At 72.1% G+C, this 14,354-nt stretch carries 11 protein-coding genes; 8 read left to right on the forward strand and 3 right to left on the reverse strand.

All coding sequences use genetic code 11. From position 1 onward, the window contains the following. Positions 1-95: 95 nt before the first annotated feature. Complete coding sequence (locus tag ACGFRB_RS16765; RefSeq protein WP_393243703.1) at positions 96-947, reverse strand: hypothetical protein; 852 nt, start codon at positions 945-947, stop codon at positions 96-98. Positions 948-1,363: 416 nt separating this feature from the next. Between ACGFRB_RS16765 and ACGFRB_RS16770 the strand changes: the two genes are divergently transcribed. From ACGFRB_RS16770 to ACGFRB_RS16795, 6 genes are all read left to right on the forward strand, one after another. After that, positions 1,364-2,026, forward strand: a complete 663-nt coding sequence (locus ACGFRB_RS16770; RefSeq protein WP_393243705.1) for a phosphatase PAP2 family protein — start codon at positions 1,364-1,366, stop codon at positions 2,024-2,026. A gap of 33 nt (positions 2,027-2,059) precedes the next feature. After that, on the forward strand, positions 2,060-3,088 hold the full coding sequence (locus tag ACGFRB_RS16775; RefSeq protein WP_393243707.1) for an A/G-specific adenine glycosylase: 1,029 nt from the start codon (positions 2,060-2,062) through the stop codon (positions 3,086-3,088). Positions 3,089-3,580: 492 nt separating this feature from the next. Next, the gene (locus ACGFRB_RS16780) at positions 3,581-4,243 is read left to right on the forward strand and encodes a SigE family RNA polymerase sigma factor (RefSeq protein WP_393243709.1); all 663 of its coding nucleotides are present in this window, start codon (positions 3,581-3,583) and stop codon (positions 4,241-4,243) included. Beyond that, positions 4,231-4,929, forward strand: coding sequence for a hypothetical protein (locus ACGFRB_RS16785; protein ID WP_393243711.1), 699 nt, complete (start codon positions 4,231-4,233; stop codon positions 4,927-4,929). The genes ACGFRB_RS16780 and ACGFRB_RS16785 overlap by 13 nt, the downstream gene beginning before the upstream one ends. A gap of 82 nt (positions 4,930-5,011) precedes the next feature. Continuing rightward, a complete protein-coding gene (gene cseB / locus ACGFRB_RS16790) occupies positions 5,012-5,740 on the forward strand; it encodes a two-component system response regulator CseB (protein ID WP_363010893.1) in 729 nt (242 codons plus the stop codon). A gap of 314 nt (positions 5,741-6,054) precedes the next feature. Further along, positions 6,055-7,470: a sensor histidine kinase gene (locus tag ACGFRB_RS16795; protein ID WP_393244137.1), complete on the forward strand. Its 1,416-nt coding sequence runs from the start codon at positions 6,055-6,057 to the stop codon at positions 7,468-7,470. Positions 7,471-7,587: 117 nt separating this feature from the next. Here the strand turns inward: ACGFRB_RS16795 and ACGFRB_RS16800 are convergent, their stop codons facing one another. Then, positions 7,588-9,282 (reverse strand): MDR family MFS transporter, encoded by a 1,695-nt coding sequence (locus ACGFRB_RS16800; protein WP_393243713.1) that lies wholly within the window; start codon positions 9,280-9,282, stop codon positions 7,588-7,590. A gap of 108 nt (positions 9,283-9,390) precedes the next feature. Between ACGFRB_RS16800 and ACGFRB_RS16805 the strand changes: the two genes are divergently transcribed. Next, positions 9,391-9,960, forward strand: a complete 570-nt coding sequence (locus ACGFRB_RS16805) for a TetR/AcrR family transcriptional regulator (RefSeq protein WP_393243715.1) — start codon at positions 9,391-9,393, stop codon at positions 9,958-9,960. Positions 9,961-10,047: 87 nt separating this feature from the next. Here ACGFRB_RS16805 and ACGFRB_RS16810 read toward each other — a convergent pair whose 3' ends face one another. Further along, positions 10,048-10,722 (reverse strand): M23 family metallopeptidase, encoded by a 675-nt coding sequence (locus ACGFRB_RS16810; protein WP_393243716.1) that lies wholly within the window; start codon positions 10,720-10,722, stop codon positions 10,048-10,050. Between the two features lie 548 nt (positions 10,723-11,270). On the opposite strand from ACGFRB_RS16810, the gene ACGFRB_RS16815 reads away from it, so the two are divergent. Further along, positions 11,271-14,312, forward strand: coding sequence for an NACHT domain-containing protein (locus ACGFRB_RS16815; protein ID WP_393243718.1), 3,042 nt, complete (start codon positions 11,271-11,273; stop codon positions 14,310-14,312). The last annotated feature ends 42 nt before the right edge of the window (positions 14,313-14,354 follow it).

Raw genomic sequence — 14,354 nt, forward strand, 5'->3', positions numbered from 1 at the left:
GGGCGGTACGGGGGCGGTACGGGCGAGGCCCCGGGGACCGTCCTGGTCCCCGGGGCCTCGGGCTGTGCCTGTCGTGCCTGCCGTGCCGTGCCGTGTCAGTCCTTCGTGAGCTGGAACGACACCGGCGTCACCTTCGCGTCCGGTACCGCGGCCTCCACCAGGTAGGTGCCCGGGGCGACCTCGCCGCGCTTCTCGGCGGTCGCGCACTTCGGGGTGCTGCGGTGGCGGTCCCACTCCACGGTGTGGGTGATCGTGGAATGGGCCGGGACCTTGAAGTAGAGCGGGGTCGCGACGCTGGGGCAGTCCTTCGAGGACCACAGCACCCCCGTGGTGTCACGGACCGTCAACACCGCGTTCTTCGGGCCGAGATCCGCCTTGCAGTCGGCCCCGCCCGTGTTCTTGACGAGCAGCTTGAAGCGGGGCTTCTCGCCGGGGGCGTAGGCGTTCTTGTCGCGGCCGAGCGTCAACTGGAGGGAACCGGGCCCGCAGTTCGGCAGCGAGGAACCGGCCGGAACCCGCTGACCCGCGCCCGTACCGGCACCGCCGTCGCCACCGGCGCCGTCGGTGTCGCCGTTCTTGCCGCCCGCGTCGCCGGAGCCGCCACCGGAGCCCGCGCCCTTGCCGTCGGCACCGGAGCCCGAACCGGAACCGTCCTTGCCGAAGCCGCCGCCGGTACCGCCGTCGCCACCCGCGTCGTCGTCCGACTCGTCACGGCCACCCGGCCGTTGGCTGATCGCCGGGCCGGTGCCCGAGGGGCCGGGGGTGATCGCCGGTGCGGGGGAAGCGCCGTTGGCCTTGTCGTCGGTCTTCTTCCCCCCGCCACCACCGGAAGTGACGGCCCATAGGCCGAGCAGCGCGAGAAGGGCGACCAGGCACAGCGCCACGGCCCTCCTGCGCCAGTAGATGGAGGAGGGAAGCGGCCCGACCGGATTGCGCAGAGATCCCACGTCACGAACCTTACGAGAGATCGCGCCCAACTCCCGCCCTCCATGCCGCCCCAAGTGCGAAGTTTTGCCGATGATCACATCCGCGCGGGCCGGGAACCTCGCGGAGGGTGCCCGGAGGGTGCCCCGAAGGCGCTCCGGTGGCGCTCCCGAGGGGCGTTCCCCGCGCCGGTCCGCGGCCCGGCCCGGCATGGGTTCACGGCCCGGCCCGGCTTGAAGCCATGGCCCGGCCCGGCGTGGGTTCACGGTCGGTTCAGGGCGCGTTCCGATCCGGTTCAGCCGGGATTCGGGGCGGCTTCAGCACGCGTACGCCGGGCGTTTGGCGGCCCGCCGGGCCGCCACCCCCTACTTTCGTCGGGGAGCCCTGTCGTCCTCCGGCCGGAGCGAGCACCTCCACAAGCCGGTTAACGTCGACCACCATGGACAACCTCCTCGATCTCTCCGAGCGCCTTTATCTCGACATACTGGACTTCGCGCATACCACCCCCCACTGGTTCCAGAAGCTGGCGGAGGTGTGGACCGAGCTGGGTCTGCTGCTCTTCGGCGTGCTGTTCGTGGCCGGCTGGTGGCGGATGCGCCGGGGTTCGAGCGACGCGATGGCGCTCGCGCTGCTCGCCCCGCTCGCGACGGCCTTCGGTTACATCGTGAGCGAGGGCCTGAAGTCGCTGGTCGACGAGGACCGTCCGTGCCGCGCGGTGGCCGGGGCACCGAGTCCCCTCGTCGACTGCCCGACCCTGGGCGACTGGTCCTTCCCCAGCAACCACTCCGCCATCGCGGGTGCCGCCGCCCTCGCGCTCGCGCTGTCCTGGCGCGGCATCGTCTGGCTGACCGCGCCCATGGCGCTGCTGATGGCGTTCTCCCGGGTCTTCGTCGGTGTCCACTACCCGCACGACGTCACGGTCGGCCTGCTGGCCGGCGCCCTCGTCGCGCTCGTCGTGATGAAGGCGGCCCGCCGTCCGGTGGTCTCGCTGGTCGACTCCGCGCGGTCCAGTCGGAGCAGCGCGGTGGTGTGGTGCGTGGGCCGTGGTCCGCGCGGCCGCGCCTCCGCGCGCCCCGGGCGCGCGCGCCACGGCGCGTACTGATCCGCGCGGGAACATGTCAGGATCGGGAGTGCCATGACTTCCTACGACGCCCCCATCCCCGGCTCCTTCCCCGACTCCTCCACCCGCGCCCGGGACGCCGGCGCGGCCTCGGCCGTCGCCGGCGCCCGTGACGCCGAAGCCCGCCGCGCCGCCGGCGCGGCCGTTCCCGACGGCGCCGCGCCGCAGGTCCCGGCCGCGCTGCACGGACCCGTCCTCGCCTGGTTCGACCGGAACGCCCGCGACCTGCCGTGGCGCCGCCCCGAGGCGGGGGCGTGGGGCGTGATGGTCAGCGAGTTCATGCTCCAGCAGACCCCGGTCGTCCGGGTCCTGCCGGTGTACGAGCAGTGGCTGGCGCGCTGGCCGCGCCCCGCCGACCTGGCCGCCGAGGCGCCCGGCGAGGCCGTCCGCGCCTGGGGCCGGCTCGGCTATCCGCGCCGGGCGCTGCGGCTGCACGCGGCGGCCGTGGCGATAACGGAACGGCACGGCGGCGACGTACCGCGCGACCACGGCCGGCTGATCGCGCTCCCCGGGATCGGGGAGTACACGGCCGCGGCGGTGGCCTCCTTCGCGTACGGGCAGCGCCACCCGGTGCTCGACACGAACGTGCGCCGGGTGTTCGCGCGGGCGGCGACCGGTGTGCAGTACCCGCCGAACGCCACCACGGCCGCCGAGCGGCGCCTCGCCCGGGCGCTGCTGCCCGAGGACGAGGCGACGGCGGCCCGCTGGGCGGCCGCCTCCATGGAGCTCGGCGCGCTGGTGTGCACGGCGAAGAACGAGGACTGCGGGCGCTGCCCGCTCGCCGACCAGTGCGTCTGGCGGCTCTCGGGCAAGCCGGCCCACGACGGGCCGCCGCGCCGGGGCCAGACGTACGCGGGCACCGACCGCCAGGTCCGGGGCAAGCTGCTCGCCGTCCTGCGGGAGTCCACGGACCCGGTACCGCAGGCGGCGCTGGACGCGGTCTGGGACGAGCCGATGCAGCGGACCCGGGCTCTCGACGGGCTGGTCGCCGACGGGCTGGTCGAGCCGCTGGAGGGCGGCCGGTACCGGCTGCCGCTGTCCTGAGAGCGGCCGCTTCCTGAGACCGGCCGTCCTGAGGCTGCTGGTTTCCTGGGGCCTGGGACGTGGGGCTCGTGTCCTGAGGGCAGGGCCCGGCCTCGGGCCCGGGCCCTGCGTCGTCCGGCCCCGCACGCACCCCGCACCCAGCGCCCCCCGCCTCGCACCCCGGGCCGGGGGCGCGCGCGTCCCGTTCCCGCCGCCCCGCCGCTGCCCCGCCGCTGCCCCGCCGACGGCCCGACCCACCGTCCCGTCCGTCGCACCGCTCCCCCACCGCCCCCACCGCCCCCGCCGTCCCCGCGGCCCCGCGCCACCACCGCTCGACCACCGTTCGCCGCCCTCATCCGGAACCGCGCGATCCGCTGTTACACAACCGATGGGCAGCCGTGCGCCCGCCGACGGCTGGCCCGCACACCCCCGTGACAACCGTTCCGTAGCGTTTTGCATGTACCCGGAAACCGGGGCGAACAGGGCAGGTCACGGGGATCGGAGGCGGTTCGGATGGCGCACGGCGAGGGGCTCGGCGGCGGCAAGGTGCTCGATTTCGAGGAGTACGTGCGCACACGGCAGGACGCGCTCCTGCGCAGCGCCCGCCGGCTCGTGCCCGACCCCGTCGACGCCCAGGACCTGCTCCAGACCGCGCTGGCCCGTACCTTCGGCCGCTGGGACGGCATCGCCGACAAGTCGCTGGCCGACGCGTATCTCCGCCGCGTCATGATCAACACCCGGACCGAGTGGTGGCGGGCCCGCAAGCTGGAGGAAGTCCCCACCGAGGAGCTGCCCGACGCGCGCGTCGAGGACGCCACCGAGCAGCACGCCGACCGGGCCCTCCTGATGGACATCCTGCGGGTGCTCGCCCCCAAGCAGCGCAGTGTCGTCGTCCTGCGCCACTGGGAGCAGATGAGCACCGAGGAGACGGCTGCCGCCCTCGGCATGTCGACCGGTACCGTGAAGAGCACGCTCCACCGCGCGCTGGCCCGGCTGCGCCAGGAACTGGAGAACCGGGCCGCCGACGGCGACACCCGGGCCCTGACCGCGGGCGTGCTGGGGCGGACCACGGCCGCCGTGCGCGGCGGACCGGCCGTACACGGCGGGCACAACGGACAGGCCGTACACGGCGGAGACGACAAGCGGGAGCGGGAGCGGGAGCGGTGCGCGGCCTGAGAGCCACGGCGAACGAGGCCGGATATCGGGCGGTGAGCATCACGGCGATGGCCGGGCTCGCCGCCATCGGTGTGTTCGTCGCCGGCTGCTCGACCGGCGGCACCGGCTCGCGCGACGAGGGCGCGGCCCGCACCGGCGGGGGCTCCTCGCACGCCCCGGCCCCCGCGTCGCCGTCCGCCCCGGCCGGCCAGAACCCCGACGGCGGCCGGAACACCAAGCGGGTCGACCCGATCGCCCTGCTCAAGGCCGACCCGAAGATCGGCAAGCAGGTGAAGGAAGACCTCAAGCCGTGCGCGGGGGACGCCTACCCGGTGGACACCTCGTACGGGCATCTCACGAACTCCGGCGCCCCGGACATAGTCGTCAACGTGATGACCTGCGGGGACGCGGTCGGCATAGGGACGTACGTGTACCGGCGGGAGAACGACGACTCGTACACGAACGTCTTCATCGAGGAGACGGGGGCGGTGTACGGCACCATCGACCGGGGCGATCTGATCGTCACCCGGCAGGTGTACGCCAAGGGGGACCCGGTCGCGTATCCCTCGGGCGAGGACGTGATCACGTACCGCTGGTCGGGCAGCAGGTTCAACCAGCACGACTGGGTGCACAACGACTACAGCAAGGCGGTCGGCGAAGGCGGGATGGACGCGGTCGAGCCGGCGCCGAGCCCGCCCCCGGACTGATCCACGCCCGCCCGCACGCCCCTCTGTTCCCAACCCCCCCGAATTCCGATTCCGATTCCGAGAAAGGACGGAAGGCATCCCCATGGCCGAGACCCATGTCCTGTTCGTCGAGGACGACGACGTCATCCGCGAGGCGACCCAGCTCGCCCTGGAGCGGGACGGCTTCATGGTGACGGCCATGCCCGACGGCCTGTCCGGGCTCGACGCCTTCCGGGCGCGCCGCCCCGACATCGCGCTGCTCGACGTGATGCTGCCCGGGATGGACGGAGTCAGCCTGTGCCGGCGGATCCGGGACGAGTCGACCGTGCCGGTGATCATGCTGTCGGCGCGGGCCGACTCCATCGACGTCGTCCTGGGGCTGGAGGCAGGCGCGGACGACTACGTCACCAAGCCGTTCGACGGCTCGGTGCTGATGGCCCGGATCCGCGCGGTCCTGCGCCGTTTCGGGCACGCGAGCGGCCCGGGTGGTGGCCCAAGCGGCGGCACGGACGGCGGCGGACGCGCGGGCGCGACGGCGGGCGGGGTGCTCGTCTTCGGCGGCGGCGACCTGGAGGTCGACACCGAGGGCATGGAGGTACGCCGGTCCGGTACGCCGGTCGCGCTGACCCCGACGGAGATGCGGCTGCTGCTGGAGTTCGGGGCCGCGCCGGGCACGGTGCTGTCACGGGACAAGCTCCTGGAACGGGTCTGGGACTACGGGTGGGGCGGCGACACCCGGGTCGTGGACGTGCATGTGCAGCGGCTGCGCACCAAGATCGGCCAGGACCGGATCGAGACGGTCCGCGGCTTCGGCTACAAGCTCAGGGCGTGAACCGGGGCATGGAACGCGGCACGGAGCGGGGCACGAAGCAGGGCACGAAGCAGGACACGGAGCGGCGCGTGAACTGGGGCTCGCGCCGGGGTGTGGAGCGGTTGCGGGGCCTCGCGGCGCGCCGGAACGACGGTGGCGGTGGCAGCGGCACGGGTGGGTCGGGTGGCCCGGGTGGATCGGATGGCCCGGGTGGGTCGGGCGCGTCCGGTACGGGAGGTGCGTCCGGTACGACAAGCGGGTCCGGTACGTCCGGCAAGCCCGCCAAGCCCGGCGCCCCCGGCCGCCCCGGCGGCGACCAGGAGAGGGGGCGCGCGCTGCGCACGGGTGTCCGCTGGAAGATCGCCGTCGCCATCGCGGCCGTCGGCGCGCTCGTCGCGGTCACGCTGAGCCTCGTCGTCCACAACGCGGCCCGGGTCTCCATGCTCGACAACGCCCGTGACGTGCAGATGTGGCGGCTGCTCTTCGCCCAGCGCGTGTACGAGACGTCGAAGCCGAAGGAACCGCGCTTCGGCACCAAGATCAACGACCCGGCGCTGCCCACTCAGCTCGACCAGCTGATGCGCGACCGGCGCCGCGGCACTTACGTACAGGAGCATCGCGGCGGCGGGCCGCCGGACGTGTGGGCGGCCGTACCGCTCGCCAACGGCGACGTCCTGTCGCTGCATGTGCCCTTCGCCGACCGGGGCGCCACGATCATGAAGGACCTGGACCGGGCGCTGATCATCGGCTCGGTGTCGGTGGTCTTCGGCGGCTGCGCGCTCGGTGTGCTCATCGGCGGCCAGCTGTCGCGCCGGCTGCGCAAGGCGGCCGCGGCGGCCGGCCGGGTCGCCCAGGGCAATACGGACCTGCGGGTCCGCGATGCCATCGGCGGTGTCGTACGGGACGAGACGGACGAGCTGGCGCGGGCCATCGACGCGCTCACCGACGCCCTGAACGAGCGCATCGAGGCCGAGCGCCGGGTCACCGCCGACATCGCGCACGAGCTGCGCACCCCGGTGACCGGACTGCTCACGGCGGCCGAGCTGCTGCCGCCGGGGCGGCCGACCGAACTCGTACGGGACCGGGCGCAGGCCATGCGGACCCTGGTCGAGGACGTCCTGGAGGTGGCCCGGCTCGACGGCGCGTCGGAGCGGGCGGAACTCCAGGAGATCGCGCTCGGCGAGTTCGTGGAGCGGCGTGTGCGGGTGTTCGCCCCGGACGCGGTGATCCGGGTCGTGCACGAGTCGTGGGTCAGCACCGATCCGCGGCGCCTGGAGCGGATCCTCGGCAACCTGCTCGCGAACGCGGCCCGGCACGGCAAGGGCGCGGCGGCGGGAGCGGCGGCGGGGGCTGGGACCGGGACCGGTCCCATTGCAGGTGTCGGCGCCGGTGCCGGTGCCGGGCCTGATTCGGGCTCGGGCCCGGGCTCGGAGGCGCGGCCGGTGGAGGTCACCGTCGAGGGCCGGGTGGTGCGGGTCCGCGACCACGGCCCCGGTTTCCCGGAGGCGCTGCTGCGGGAGGGCCCGAGCCGCTTCCGTACGGGCAGCGCCGACCGCGCCGGCAAGGGCCACGGCCTGGGTCTGACGATCGCGACCGGCCAGGCCCGAGTGCTCGGCGCCCGGCTCACCTTCCGTAACGCGGCGCCCGAGGGGTCCCCCGAGGGGACGGGCGGCGCGATCGCGGTGCTGTGGCTGCCGGAGCACGCGCCGACGACCACGGGGAGCTTCCCCGTCCTGCGGCTGCGGGACTGAGCGAGCGGCATCCGACCTGTCCTGCTCGTAAGGACGGGTACGGGACGGCCCCCGGTGTCGCGCGTGTGCGACACCGGGGGCCGTCCCGTACCCCCGTATCCGTACCGGTGAGGGTGCTCAGACCGCTTCGGTGAGCTTCGGCGCGGCGTCCGCCACCACGGTCTCCGCCTCTGCGTCCTTCTTCTCGCCCTTCTCCTCGTCCTTCTTGGCGAGGCCGGTCCCGCGCAGCGCGACCTCCTTGACGAAGAAAGCGAGGACGAAGCCGAGGACGGCGACGGCCGAGGAGACGAGGAACGCGGAGTGCGTACCGGCGGAGACCGCGTACTGGTACGCCTCGCGCAGCGCGGCCGGCAGCTTCGCCAGGCTCGCCGCGTCGAGCTGCGCCGACCGGGCGGTCAGGTCGGCGCCGCCGCGGGCCGCCATCTCGTGGTTGACCTGGTGGTTGAACAGGGCGCCCATGATCGCGACACCGAAGGACGAGCCGAGGGTGCGGAACAGGGTGGTCGACGAGGAGGCGACGCCCATGTCCTTCATCTCGACGCTGTTCTGCGCGACGAGCATCGTGATCTGCATCAGGAAGCCCATGCCGGCGCCGAGCACGGCCATGTACACGCCGGAGGTGAAGCGCGTCGTGTGGATGTCCATGGTGGACAGCAGGAACAGGCCGACGACCATGAACGCGCCGCCGATGATCGGGAAGATCTTGTACTTGCCGCTGTTGGTGGTGACGCGCCCGGCGATCATCGAGACGACCATCATCGACAGCAGCATCGGCAGGAGCAGCAGGCCGGAGTTGGTCGCGGAGGCGCCCTGGACGGACTGCTGGTACAGCGGCAGGAAGAGCACCGCGCCGAACATCACGAAGCCGGTGAGGAAGCCGATCGCCGACATGAGGCTGAAGTTGCGGCTGCGGAAGATGTGCAGCGGCATGAGCGGGTCGGCCGCGTGCCGCTCCGCGAAGACGAACGCCACGAGCGACAGCGTGCCGCCGACCGCGAGGCCGATGATGGTGGCCGAGCCCCACGCGTACTCGGTGCCGCCCCAGGTGGTGACCAGCACGATCGCGGTGATGCCGACGGTCAGCAGCGCCGCGCCGAGGAAGTCGATCCGGGTGCCGGGCGCGCGGTCCTTCTTCGGCAGGTGGAGCACGACGGTCAGCATCACGAGGGCGACGGCGCCGAGCGGCAGGTTGATGTAGAAGGACCAGCGCCAGCCCCAGTGGTCGGTGATGGTGCCGCCGACCAGCGGTCCGCCGATCATGGCGAGCGCCATGATGCCGGCCATCATGCCCTGGTACTTGCCGCGCTCACGGGGCGGGATCAGGTCGCCGATGATCGCCATCACCCCGACCATGAGGCCGCCGGCGCCCAGGCCCTGGACGGCGCGGAAGCCGATGAGCTGGCCCATGTCCTGGGCCATGCCGCTGAGCGCGGAGCCGATCAGGAAGATGACGATCGAGGTCAGGAAGACGCTCTTGCGTCCGAACATGTCGCCGAGCTTGCCCCAGATGGGGGTGGAGGCGGCGGTGGCCAGGGTGTAGGCGGTGACGACCCAGGAGAGGTGCTCCAGGCCGCCGAGCTCACCGACGATCGTCGGCATGGCCGTGCCGATGATCATGTTGTCCAGCATCGCGAGCAGCATCGCGATCATGAGGGCGAGCAGGACGACGCGGACGCTGCGCGGCTTCGGCTCCGCCTTCCCCTCCGGCGGCGTTCCGGCCTGCGCGTCCACCGGTATCTCCACCGCTGCCGCCGCTGCCTTCGCCCCTGTCGGACCCCGCTGTTCCCGCTGTTTTTTCGTCGTGTCGGCCATGTCCCCCACGTCGCTTCCTTACTTGCCGCCCGGCTAGTTACTACACTGGCGAAAATAGTGACCTGTAACTAGCCGGTCGTCAAGTAAGTTTCGTGGGAGCGAGAGAGCATGGCCCAGGCACGAGGCAACACCCGCCAGCGCATCCAGAACGTGGCCCTCGAACTCTTCGCCGAGCAGGGGTACGAGAAGACCTCGCTGCGCGAGATCGCCGAGCGCCTGGACGTCACCAAGGCGGCCCTCTACTACCACTTCAAGACCAAGGAAGACATCCTCGTCGGGATCTTCCAGGACCTCACGCGCCCCATGGACGAGCTGATCGCCTGGGCCCGCGAGCAGCCGCACACCCTGGAGACCAAGCGGGAGGTGCTGCGCCGCTATCAAGTCGCGCTCCTCGCCGCCGCCCCGCTGTTCCGCTTCATGCAGGACAACCAGGCGGCCGTCCGGGACCTCAGCGTCGGGCTGACCTTCAAGGAGCGCATGCTCGAACTGAACGATCTGCTCCAGGACCCGGACTCGCCGATGACGTCCAAGGTCCGCTGCGTCAGCGCGCTCTTCACGCTGCACGCCGGCACGTTCTTCATGATGCACAACCACTTCGAGGGCGACCCCGAGGACAAGGAGAAAGCCGTCCTCGAGGTCGCCCTCGATCTGATCGAACAGGCCCAGAAGGGCCACTGAGCCACACCCCCTCGGGGGTTACCCCGAGGGGGTGTGGCTCAGGCTCGGGCGCTCGGTCAGAGGTGTGTCAGAGGTGCCCAGGGCACATCAAATGGTGACGCCGTGGGTGCGCAGGAAGGCAGCCGGGTTGACGGCGGAACCGTAGTTCGGGGTGGTGCGGATCTCGAAGTGCAGGTGCGGGCCGGAGGAGTTGCCGGTGTTGCCCGAGAGGGCGATCTGCTGACCGGCGGAGACCTTCTGGCCGACGGTGACCTGGATCTTCGAGAGGTGGGCGTACTGCGAGTACGTACCGCCCGCGTGCTTCACGACGATGGCGTTGCCGTACGCGGGGCCATCGCCACCACCGTTCGGACCGGCCTTGACGACCGTGCCCTCGCCGACGGACTTGACCGGGGTGCCGACCGGGACGGCGAAGTCCTGGCCGGAGTGCTTGCTGGCCCACATGGCGCCGCCCTGGTTGTACGAGGCGGACAGCGTGTAGGAGCTGACCGGCTTGACCCAGGCAGCGGACTTCGCGGCGGAGACGGCCTTGACCTGCGCCTTGGAGACGGCGGCCTTGACCTGTGCGGCGGCCTGAGCCTGGACGTCGGCCTGCTTGGCGACGGCGGCGGACGCGGTGACGTTCACGGGGCTGCCGACGGCGGCCGTGTGCTCGGCGGCGAACGCGGAGCCGGCACCGGCCACCAGCGACGCTCCCAGGCCGGCGGCGGCAAGGGCGACGGCGGTGGTGCGGATGCTGGGCTTCGTGACGCGCTTCGACATACGGGGAAAACCTCCGGTGGAACGGGATCCCGACGCGAATGCGGTGAGCGCTCGGCGCCGGGCTTGCTCATCCTTGGTAACCCGGCTCCCCAACCAACCCAAAACGCCCTATCTACGACATAGGGTCGTAACGATCTCCTCTGAAGTCCAGCCCTTGACGACCCTCCGAATTACCCCGGAAAACCGGCGATCAAGGCGCCTCGCGACCGTGCTTATCCGCACGTCAGGGCGCTGCCACCCAGCCCGGGCCCCGACTCCGCCCGCCCCGCGCTCCGCTTGCGATTCCCCGCCCTCCCCTTCGCCCGCCAATGTCCTGAATCGGCCGTAAAAGGCACCACTATTACCCTTAGTACCCTCCGAAAACGCTGTGCCGCTTGTCACGATGGCCCTGCCGTGAATGCGACCTGGGTCACCCGGCTTATGCGAGCTGGGTCACTCGAAATGCCTCCGGATAACCCGCTCGGGACTCCCCCGAGGCTCCCCGGGACTACGCTGGCGGCTCTCGGGGAGGTCCGTGGGGAGCACGGGGACCGGTAGGGGGAAGACAGATGGATCCAGCAGTCGTCGGCAGTCGCCTCGCCTCGGCCGCGATCGGCCCGCTCCTGAAGAAACTGCTGGTCGGCAACGTCCCCGGGGCCGGCCTCCCGGGCTCCGCGCGCGGCATCCGGCTCTCGGGGCTCGTCACCTTCCGCGGCGAGAAGCGCACGCTGACCGAGAAGGATGTACGGAAGCTCGCCGCCACCCTGGTCGAAAGGGCGGCGGCCGGTCCCGGCGAGCGGCCGTTCCCCGCCGACGAGACCGAGGCCGTCACCGAGGCCCTCGCGGCCACCCTGCTCTCCCTCGGCGACCTCGACATGGACGACGTCCAGGCCGTCCACCTCGGCCACGAGGCCCTCGCGGCCCGGCTGCGCGCCGCCGCCCCGGCCCCGGACGGACTCGCCGACTCCTCCGTCCTCTTCCTGGACGCGGTCACCGGGGCCGCCTGCCGCCACATCCTGGAGTTCTTCACCCAGCGTCCCGGCTTCGTCGCCCGCACCCTGGTCGAGCAGACCCGCGCCCAGGCCGCCCTCGCCGCCAAAACCGACGCCGTCCTGGACCGCCTCCCGCACCCGGACGTCCGGGACGCCGCCTTCGAACGCCGCTATCTGAAGCACCTGGCCGCGAAGCACGGCCGGCTCACCATCTACGGCATCGACCTGTACCGGTCGGAGGCCGAGTGGCCGCTGGACATGGCGTATCTGTCGCTGGAGGCGACGGGAAGCGGCGAGGCCGAGCCCGAGCAGCCCCGGGCGGGCGAGGGCTTCGATCTCCGGAACGCCGTCCACCCCGCCGTACGCTCCCTGCGCGCCGACCACGCCCTCGCCCGGCACGACCGGATCCTGCTGCGCGGCCAGGCGGGCTCGGGCAAGACCACGCTCAGCCAGTGGCTCACCCTCGCGGCGGCGGCCGAGGAGCCGGTGGAGGGCATGACGTATCTCCGGGGCCGTATCCCCTTCGTCCTGCCGCTGCGTACCCTCACCCGCCACGGAGAGCGACTGCCCGCCGCCGCGGACTTCCTCTCCGCCGCCGGCTCCCCCTTGTCCGCGCCCGACGGCTGGGTCGACCGGGTCCTCGCCGCCGGGCGCGGGCTTGTCCTCGTCGACGGCATCGACGAGATCCCCGAGGCCGAACGCGGCCGGGCCCGCACCTGGCTGCGCGATCTGCTCGCCGCCTACGGCGACGGCAACCGCTGGCTGGTCACCTCGCGCCCCACCGCCGTCCGGGACGACTGGCTGACCCCGGACGGCTTCACCGAGCTCACCCTCTCCCCCATGACCCGCGCCGAGGTCGCCACCTTCGTCCGGCGCTGGCACCGCGCGGCGGGCCCGGACGCCGCCGCGTACGAGCAGCCCCTCCTCGATGCCCTGCGCGCCAACGAGGACGTCGGCCTGCTCGCCACCAACCCCCTCATGTGCGGTCTCATCTGCGCTCTTCACCGCGACCGCCGGGGTTTCCTCCCCCGTGGCCGCAAGGCTCTGTACGAGGCCGCCCTCTCGATGCTGCTTGAGCGGCGCGACCGCGAGCGGGACATGGGGTCACCCACCGGCGTCGAGCTGTCCGAGGACTCGCAGATCCGGCTGATCCAGCGCCTCGCCCACTGGCTCACGGTGAACGGCCGCACCCAGATCGACCGCGAGCGGGCGATGACGATCGTCGCCGACGCTGTCCCCTCCATCCCGGAGGCCTATGCCTGCGGCGACCCGGACACGGTCTTCACCCACCTCCTCCACCGCAGCGGCCTGCTCCGCGAGCCCACGGCGGACACGGTGGAGTTCGTCCACCGCACCTTCCAGGACTTCCTCGCGGCGAAGCACCTGGTGGAGCGGTGGGACATCGGGCTGCTTGTCGGCCACGCGGGCGATGATCAGTGGGAGGACGTCATCCGCATGGCGGTGGGGCACGCCCGCCCGCGCGAGTGCGACGAGCTGCTGCGCGAACTGCTGGAGGTCGCGGACTCCGCAGACGACCGCGCCACCCAGCTACGGATCCTGGTCGTCGCGGCGACCGCGCTGGACCACGCGACCGAGGTCTCCCCGGACGTACGGGAGGACATCCTGGCCCGCACCGCCGAGGTCATCCCGCCCCGCTCGCCCGACGAGGCCCGCGCGCTGGCGGCGGGCGGACGAGCGGTGCTGCACCTGTTGGGCGGCCCCGACGACCTGGACCCGAAGGACGCTCTGCACTCGGTGATCACCGCCTCGCACATCGTGGCTGACGCGGTTCTCCCCTATCTGGCCCGCTTCGCGGACCATCCCGATCTCTCCGTCCGCTCCCAGCTGGTCTGGGCCTGGTCACGCTTCGACGCCCGGGAGTACGCCGAGGAAGTTGTCGCCCGGCTCGACCCGGCCTATCTCCGGTACTCCGTACCAGGCGACGAGCACGCCGATGAGCTGCTGCGGCTCGGGCTGCGCCCCGACTGGCTGGAGATCGGAGAGGAGGTTTCAGAGGAAGCGCTCGCCAGGCTGCTCACTGCCTGCGACCCGGTCTCCCTCCGGCTGCGACGACGCGACAAGCAGCCCTCGTTTGCGGCACTGGCCGGGCTGACCCGGCTGTCCTCCCTGACTATCGCGCTGACCGCGACCACGGCCTGGTCCGCCGCCGATCTGCCCACCGGAGCACCGCTCGTCGGTCTGACACTCCCGGCCGCCTGGCCCCAAGAAGGGTTGGGGTATCTGACGCGCCTTGAGCGCCTGGACACGTTGAACCTGGGTCAGGCCCCCGTCCTGAACGCTGCGGCCTGGATCCAGCTTGCCGACCTCACCCAGGTCAGCAGCCTGGTGATCGACAGCAGCGACCTCGCTCTCTGCCCGGACGACATCACGCTCGACCACGTCAGGGCCGTCCATCTGGCCCATGCCGGGCATCCAGGACTGGACCGACTCGTACTGATCTTCCCGGAGCTGGTAACGCTCTCTCTCACGGCCCGCTCAGGAGAGACGGCCGATGTGGCCACTCTGACCGAATTGCCGGAGCTGAGGCTCTTGGAAGCGAACGCTGAGCTCACCGGCACCGAGCGCCTCCCCCCGACCGTCGAGGTCGTCACCTTCTGATCCGATCCCACGCCAAAAGGGGTGGCCCCGGAACCGGTGACG

It is taken from the genome of Streptomyces sp. NPDC048718, from assembly GCF_043198875.1.
Taxonomy (GTDB): Bacteria; Actinomycetota; Actinomycetes; order Streptomycetales; family Streptomycetaceae; genus Streptomyces.